This is a genomic window from Bacteroidia bacterium, from assembly GCA_025056095.1.
In the GTDB taxonomy this organism is placed as follows: Bacteria; Bacteroidota; Bacteroidia; order JANWVE01; family JANWVE01; genus JANWVE01.
In genome coordinates this window covers 1-8,152 of record JANWVW010000124.1, presented here as the reverse complement: position 1 = coordinate 8,152, position 8,152 = coordinate 1, and the positions used below count along the sequence as shown (strand labels likewise).

6 protein-coding genes are annotated in these 8,152 nt (G+C 38.8%); 4 read left to right on the top strand and 2 right to left on the bottom strand.

What is annotated here, in order from left to right; genetic code table 11:
* Nucleotides 1-143 precede the first annotated feature (143 nt).
* Both NZ519_09475 and NZ519_09470 read left to right on the top strand, forming a co-directional pair.
* Nucleotides 144-1,241 carry a DUF4476 domain-containing protein gene (locus NZ519_09475; protein MCS7028983.1) on the top strand — a complete coding sequence of 366 codons (1,098 nt, stop codon included), beginning with the start codon at nt 144-146 and terminating at the stop codon, nt 1,239-1,241.
* Between the two features lie 96 nt (nt 1,242-1,337).
* Entirely contained in the window at nt 1,338-4,538 is a 3,201-nt protein-coding gene (locus tag NZ519_09470) for a fibronectin type III domain-containing protein (protein ID MCS7028982.1), read from the top strand.
* On the opposite strand, the gene NZ519_09465 is transcribed toward NZ519_09470, so the two are convergent.
* A complete protein-coding gene (locus NZ519_09465; GenBank protein MCS7028981.1) occupies nt 4,524-4,703 on the bottom strand; it encodes a hypothetical protein in 180 nt (59 codons plus the stop codon). The genes NZ519_09470 and NZ519_09465 overlap by 15 nt on opposite strands.
* A 65-nt stretch (nt 4,704-4,768) precedes the next feature.
* Here NZ519_09465 and serS point away from each other — a divergent pair, with 65 nt between their 5' ends.
* Nucleotides 4,769-6,040: a serine--tRNA ligase gene (serS, locus tag NZ519_09460; protein ID MCS7028980.1), complete on the top strand. Its 1,272-nt coding sequence runs from the start codon at nt 4,769-4,771 to the stop codon at nt 6,038-6,040.
* 75 nt (nt 6,041-6,115) lie between these two features.
* A complete protein-coding gene (locus NZ519_09455) occupies nt 6,116-7,429 on the top strand; it encodes a UDP-glucose/GDP-mannose dehydrogenase family protein (protein ID MCS7028979.1) in 1,314 nt (437 codons plus the stop codon).
* Nucleotides 7,430-7,432: 3 nt separating this feature from the next.
* On the opposite strand, the gene NZ519_09450 is transcribed toward NZ519_09455, so the two are convergent.
* Entirely contained in the window at nt 7,433-7,987 is a 555-nt protein-coding gene (locus NZ519_09450; protein ID MCS7028978.1) for a hypothetical protein, read from the bottom strand.
* Between the last annotated feature and the right edge of the window lie 165 nt (nt 7,988-8,152).

Below are 8,152 nucleotides of genomic sequence, written 5' to 3'. Positions count from 1 at the left end.
CGTCAGCGTAGCCCGTAGCACGCCGACCTTGTGGGCATGAGCGCAGCGAAACGCCCACAAGGGCACGCCCAAAAAAATAAAACTAAAAATTATTCTATTGGCATATCCTTTGCCCACTGCGTTAAAGTTTAACCTTAAAATCTATGAAAAGTTTTCTTCTCATTCTATTTAGTCTTTTTGCAACAAGCTTTGCCCAAATAACTGCCCAACCTGGGCTTTGTAGCATAGTTATTTCTACCCTCAATAACGAACCTATTACGGTTTTATTAGATAACGCAGTTCAAAATCCTACCCCTCAACCTACCATCACGCTTGACGGCATACCCGCAGGTACACACAATATCAAAATAAACAGACACACAGGAATACTCTCCTACACTGTTGTAGATAAAACTGTTTTACTGTACCCTAACACAAGAGTGAGCTATGTACTGCAAATCAACAGCTTATATCAGTACGACCTTGTACCTACGGGAACCCAGCCTTGGTCGCCTACTCCTGCATTTACTCCGCCCATAGAAGGATATAACGGACCTTATGGATGCCCTGCACCTACATTGAACGCCCGAGATTTTGATGCCCTAAAAGAAACCATTAAAAACCAGCCCTTTGGGAATGTACAATTGAGTATTGCTAAACAAGCTATCGCCAACCATTGCTTACTTTCTCAGCAAGTAGCAGAATTAGTGCGTTTGTTCAACTTTGAAAACGAAAAATTAGAAGTAGCTAAATTTGCTTATACACATACTTGCGACCAAGGTAGGTACTTTGTGGTACATAACGCTCTAACTTTTCCAACTTCAAAAGAGGAATTAAGCAGATATATTCAAGAAACAGGTAGTGGGCAATTTAATCCTAATCAAATGCAAAATTGGAACAATCCTTGGGGAAATCCTTGGAATACTACGAACTCTCCCCTTCCAGATTACAGCGGACCTTACGGTTGCCCTGCACCTACTTTGGATGCAGCTGCTTTTACCCAAGCAAAACAAACTATTTCAGCCAATAGCATCGAAAACACTCGTTTAATTGTAGCTAAGCAGATTATTCGGAATAACTGTATGTTAGCTTCACAGGTTGCTGAAATTATGCGTTTGTTCAGTTTTGAAAACACAAAACTTGAAATTGCCAAATTCGCTTACGCTTACACTTGTGATAAAGGACGCTACTATATAGTTAACAAAGAGCTTAGACACAGCAGCTCTATACAAGAACTAAATGACTATATTCAGGGCAGGTAGCTAAAAGTCTAAACAATTGGTTAGCCGTTTAGAGCAAATTTTTTGCTTATTTGAGATTTTGCGCTTACTTTTGCAAAAAGCAAGGTTATTCAATTTATGAAAAGAAGTACTTATTTCGTTATTTTAATTCTATTCTTTTTTCAATTCGTACTTGGACAAGAAGCAAATTCATTACAAAAGGCTTTTTCAAAGGCTTATCAAAAGCATCCGAATATTCCTTACGGGCTGTTAGAAAGCATGGCTTATAGCGCTTCTAGGATGGAAAACTTACAACCTCTTTCCGAAGAAGAGCATCATCAACCGAATAGATACGGTTTATTTGGCTTAGTTAAAGATGGAAAAGGCTATTTCAAAAATAATTTGCTAACAGTGTGTGAATACAATCGTGTATCTATAAGTGAATTTTTGAATAATCCTGCATTACAGATTGAATGCGTAGCCGCTTATCTTGAAGCACTTATTCAAAAACATAGAGCTACCTTGTTAGACCTCAAAACTTATAAGCCTGTATTAGAGGAGTTTATGGAAATTCCTAACTACAAAGATGAAATCAACACTTATGCAAGAAACGTGTACATTTATGACATTTTTTATCATGCACAAAAAGGCTTTGATGCGGCAGGCGTTCATCTCGATCCTATACCCGTGGACATGGCAAATATTTTTGATAAAGAAACCCTCAAAATACTACAAAGCCCAAAGATTAACCTCAATGCTACTACTAAAACTATCACTACAGATTATCCCCCTGCTTTATGGGTTGCTAGCCCACATTATTCATCAAGAGGAAGTTCTAGCGTTTCAGCCATAGTAATTCATACAGTACAAGGTAGCTATGCAGGATGTATCTCTTGGTTTCAAAATCCTTCTTCAAATGTATCTGCCCATTATGTAATTCGTTCTTCTGATGGGCAAGTTACTCAAATGGTACGCGAAATGCATAGCGCTTGGCATGCCAAAAGTGCTAATCCCTATACGATTGGTATTGAACACGAAGGCTATGTAAGCAACCCTTCTTGGTATACACCTGCTATGTACAATTCTTCAGCAGCCTTAGTGCGCGACATTTGCGATGATTATGGCATTCCTAAAACCAGCTGCTATAATGGACCTGCACATAGTGGCTTAGTAACTTTACCCTCTTCTTATAAAATCAAAGGACATCAACACTACCCTGCTCAAACCCACACTGATCCAGGAATACATTGGAACTGGGCAAACTACTATAACCTCATAAATAATATTACTACTTCCCCTTGTAACACTCCCACAGGTTTAACCACAAATAGCATCACTACTAATAGTGCTACTGCATCTTGGACAGCTGTTTCTGGTGCTGTTTCTTACACTGTACGGATAGCACCTGCCAGTTCTACCGCATGGACATCCTATACTACTACGAGTACAAATTTTACATTTTCAGGTTTGAGTAGTGGTACAAGCTATCAATGGCAAGTACGTACAAACTGCAGTGCAGGAAGTTCAACCTATTCTGCTTCACAAAATTTTACTACTCTAACTGCTACCTGCAATGTACCAACAGGCTTAGCCACCAAGAATGTTACCTCTAATAGCGCTCAACTTTCGTGGTCTGCTGTAACAGGTGCAGTTTCTTATACCATTCAATACAAACTCTCCTCAAGCTCTACATGGACAACGGTTAACACTACTGCTACTACCTACAAGTTATCGGGATTAAGTGCTAATAGTGCTTATCAATGGCAAGTGCGAACAAATTGTAGCTCGGGAAGCTCTGTTTATTCCACTGCACAAAACTTTACCACAGAACCTAATAGCGCTACTACTTGCGCAGGAACTTGGATGGATAGCGGAGGGAACAGTACTAATTACAGTAACGGTGAAGATTATACTTTCACGATAGCCCCTACGGGAGCTTCTTCCGTGAGTGTAACTTTTACCAGTTTTAGTTTAGAAAATGGATATGATTTCTTATATGCCTATGATGGCACTTCTACCACGGCACCGCTAATTGGTACTTACACAGGTACAACTTCGCCAGGAACTATCACGGCACTTAGTGGAGCAATTACTTTTAGATTTGTATCTGACGCAGCCACTACTGCATCAGGATGGATAGCTAATTGGAATTGCACACCTTGCAATAATCCTACTACTTTTTCTACTACTTCTATTAGCACTAATAGTGCAACTCTAAACTGGAATGCTGTTCCAAGTGTAGCTACTTATGAAGTTCGGATCAAACCCGTTAGCAGTTCTGCTTGGACAACTTACTCAGGAATTACTACTAATTCATACACAGTTACAGGATTAAACCACAGTACAAATTATGAGTGGCAAGTAAGAAGTTTTTGCAACAGTGCATTTAGTGCATCTACTCTTTTTACCACTTCAGCACCGCCGTGCAATGTACCCACAGGACTTAGTACTACTAATATCAATACTACCACAGCTACCTTGAATTGGAACGCCGTTACAGGGGCTACTTCTTACACGGTAGAATACAAACCTGCATCTGCTTCAACATGGACAAGTCAAAATACTACAGCTTTGCTATTTAACTTGTCAGGGCTAAGCGCCTCTACCTCCTATCAATGGCGAGTAAGAACTAATTGTGGCAGTGGCTCATCAGCTTTCTCTTCAATACAAAACTTTACTACCCAACCCCCTTGCTACGATCCTAATGAAAGCAACAACTCTTCTACTACGGCAACTGTTCTTGCTTTAAACTCCTCAAAACAAGGTAAAATATGCGGCAGCAGTACAGATTATGACTGGTTCAAAGTAACCTTAACCTCTACCTCTAATCTTAAAGTTACTCTTTCTAACCTGCCTGACAACTATAACATGGAGCTATACGTAGGAGGTACTTATCAAACAGGTTCATACAATTCAGGAACTACTAACGAAGTAATTTCTCTTTCTAATAAGCCCGCAGGAAATTACTACTACCGTGTATATGGTGCAACCCCTTCAAACGCAAATAGCTTGTTAGATTATACTATTGCGGCTACTAACGTTTTGTTGAAAGATGAAGAAGTTGCTGACATAAGTATTCCTGAATATATTCCTGAACCTGTTATGTTCCCGAACCCTGCCCACAATGAAGTATTTTTTGACATTGTAAGTATCATGGCTGAAAATATAGCAGTTCAGATTTTTGATTTGCAAGGTAAAATAGTAAAAGAACAGTTTTTAGGGCAAAACATAGGTGAAAACATCTACACTGTGTCTTTACAGGACGTAGGTCAGGGCGTTTATATTGTCAAATTAGTGCAGGGCAACAAAATTAGCTTCCACAAGTTAGTGTTGTATTGAAGCTAACAGCTGTAAAAAAAAAGAGTATGGTAACGCTTTATAGCTGCTATTTTTAGCAGGTCTGAAAAGATATTTTTTAACTTTGGGCATGTCCCTTGCTGACACAAGGGAGAGAACATTCCACATGTAGCCCGCAGCGCGCCGCCCTTGTCGGCTTTTGTTCACAAGGGCACGCCCAAAATAAAAAATCTATCTAAATAAAATCCAAAATCCCTATTTTTGCAAGTATTATGCTAACTTTAGCCTACCTTAGACAACATAAAGACGAAGCTATTCAACGCCTGCAAGTTAAACACTTTTCACAGATAGAACTGATTGACAAAGTTCTAGAACTGGATGAAAAACGCCGCCAAATCCAAAAACAATCCGATGATATAAAAGCCCAACAAAACCAGCTTTCTAAACAAATAGGACAATTTTTTGCACAAGGTAAAAAACAAGAAGCCGAGCAAAAAAAAGCAGAAAGTGCTTCTCTCAAAAGTCAAGCCGAAAACCTAATCAGAGAATTACACTCTATTGAACAAGCAATTGAAGAGATATTAGTTCTCATTCCGAATACACCACACAGTTCAGTGCCACAAGGTAAAAGTGCAGAAAATAATGTACTTGTCAAAGAAGGTGGTCAAAAACCGAACTTATTTCCCAATCCACTACCCCATTGGGAATTAGCTAAAAAATTAGACATTATTGACTTTGAACTGGGAGCAAAAGTAACAGGAACAGGCTTTCCCGTATACAAAGGTAAAGGTGCCAAATTAGAACGCGCCCTGATTAACTTTTTTTTAGACAATGCCGTTGCCGCAGGCTATAAAGAAGTAACTCCACCTATTTTAGTCAATAAAGAAAGTGCCTTCGGTACAGGACAACTCCCCGATAAAGATGGACAAATGTACTACATTGCCCAAGATGAACTATACTTGATTCCCACAGCAGAAGTACCTATTACCAACCTTTACCGAGATATGATTATTGAAGAAAAAGATTTACCTATCAAAAACTGTGGATATACGCCTTGTTTTCGTAGAGAAGCAGGTTCCTATGGGGCGCATGTACGTGGATTAAACCGCTTACATCAATTTGATAAAATAGAAATTGTACAAATTACCAAACCTGAAGACTCTTATCGCGCCCTGCAAGAAATGTGCGACTATGTGGAAAGCTTGCTCATTAAGTTAGAACTACCTTATCGTATCATACTGCTATGTGGAGGAGATATGAGCTTTGCATCAGCAAAAACTTATGATTTTGAAGTCTATTCCGCAGCCCAAGATAAATGGTTAGAAGTAAGTTCCGTAAGTAATTTTGAAACTTTTCAGTCTAATCGATTAAAACTACGCTATCGCACTGCGGAAAAGAAAAACGAACTTGCCCATACACTTAATGGTAGTGCACTAGGTATGGCGCGGGTAGTAGCCGCTTTGATAGAAAATAACCAAACCGAAGATGCTCATGTCAAAATTCCTGCATGTTTGCAACCTTACACAGGTTTTGATTTAATTTGAGTAGTTAGATTTAGTTAAATTTGAACACAAGCTCAATTTCTCTGTGTTGAACTTAATTCTATTTTTGCCACAAATATGAAAATTACCGTTATCGGAACAGGCTATGTGGGCTTAGTAACAGGCGTTTGCTTTGCTGAATCAGGCAATCATGTAGTATGTGTAGATATAGATGAAAATAAAGTCAATTTGCTGCGCCAAGGAATTCCCACTATTTACGAACCAGGTTTAGAAACTTTGCTAAGAAAAAACCTAGAGGCTTCTAGAATTCAGTTTACCACTAACCTTGTAGAGGGCATTCAGCACGGTAAGGTAATATTTTTAGCTTTACCTACTCCGCCCAATGCAGATGGTTCAGCAGACCTTAACGCCGTACTCAAAACTGCCGAAGCTATTGCTAAGCACTTAACAGAGTACAAAGTTATCGTAAACAAAAGTACTGTTCCCGTAGGCACAGGCGAAAAAGTGAAAGAAATTATTAAAAAATACACTCAAATTGAGTTTGACGTAGTTTCTAATCCCGAATTTCTCAAAGAAGGAGTAGCAGTTGAGGATTTCATGAAACCTGAACGTGTAGTAGTGGGCGCAGATAATCCAAAGGCTTTCAAAATTATGCAAGAACTATACGAACCTTTTTTACGATCAGGTAATCCTTTGTTAGAAATGGACATTCGTTCTGCTGAAATGACAAAATATGCCGCTAACGCTTTTTTAGCAATGAAAATCTCCTTCATGAACGAAATTGCTAATTTATGCGCGCTGGTAGGCGCAGATGTAGATAATGTCAGAAAAGGTATTGGAACAGATTCTCGTATTGGCAAAAGGTTCATATTCCCTGGTATAGGCTATGGAGGTTCTTGTTTTCCCAAAGATGTTCAAGCTTTGTACAAAACAGCAAAAGAGTATAACTATGATTTTCAAATTTTAGATGCTGTAATGAAAGTTAATCAAAAGCAGCGTCTCAATTTTATACAAACTGTTTTACAGCATTTTAATCATCAACTCAAAGGTAAGCAGCTTACTATATGGGGGCTTGCTTTCAAACCCAACACAGATGATATTCGAGAAGCACCCGCACTCACTATTATAGATGCTTTGCTACAAGAAGGCGCTAGACTGCATGTTCACGACCCTGAAGCTTTACGAAACGTGCAAAAACTTTATGGTGATAAACTTGTCTATTTTACAGACCCATACAAAGCTCTCATAAGCTCAGAAGCTTTGCTCATCCTGACAGAATGGAACGACTATCGCACTCCTGATTTTGAGCAAATAAGCCAAAACTTAAAAAACAAGCTCATTTTTGATGGCAGAAACATTTATTCCCTATCCAAAATGCAGGAATTAGGCTTTACTTATTACAGCATTGGCAGAAAAACGATATATTCCTAAATGTCAAGAAGTTTGTTCGTAAGCGGGTTCAGGTGAAAGTGCAGTATTTCGCACAACTCTGATAATCTTTTGTATGTTTGACTCTTTCTTATCTTTCATCAACACCACATCTACGCCTTGCATAGTTTTAAGGTACAAAACAAACAGTCTGCCTTCTCTGCGGTAGGAAAGCATCAAGTTTTTAGGATTGACCGTGTAGTGTTGGATCCCAAATCTATTTTTGACAAATACGGTAAAGAAAAATTTGTAGTAAGTAGTAACTTTACCCGAATGCACGTCTAATAAAACAATGTTATGCTTGGTCAGATAGTAGAGAACAAAAGCCCCTGTCAACTTCATCAAAAATGAGATTAAAGGGATAAGTAAAACATCATATCTAAAATATCTGACCAAGGGTCCATGCCATAGTGTCCAAGCGCTAGAAGACATTATACTGAACACAATCACTAAGGTAGCAATTAACCTTGCTCTTATTTTTTGCTTAAATTCAAATACTTTATTCAGGGGCATTTCCACACTGTACAGTTCTGTAAAAGGTAGGTCTAATTGTATTTTCATACTTACTGCTTAACAAAAATACGCACTTTTTAGATTGATTCTGTTGTATTTTTGTACAAAAAAATGATGGTCAGGTTTTAGTTTTTTTGGCGTGCCCTTGCCCACACTTCGCTTGCGCTTGTGTGGGCAAGGTCGGCGTGCTACGGGCTACGCTATCGCTTCGGT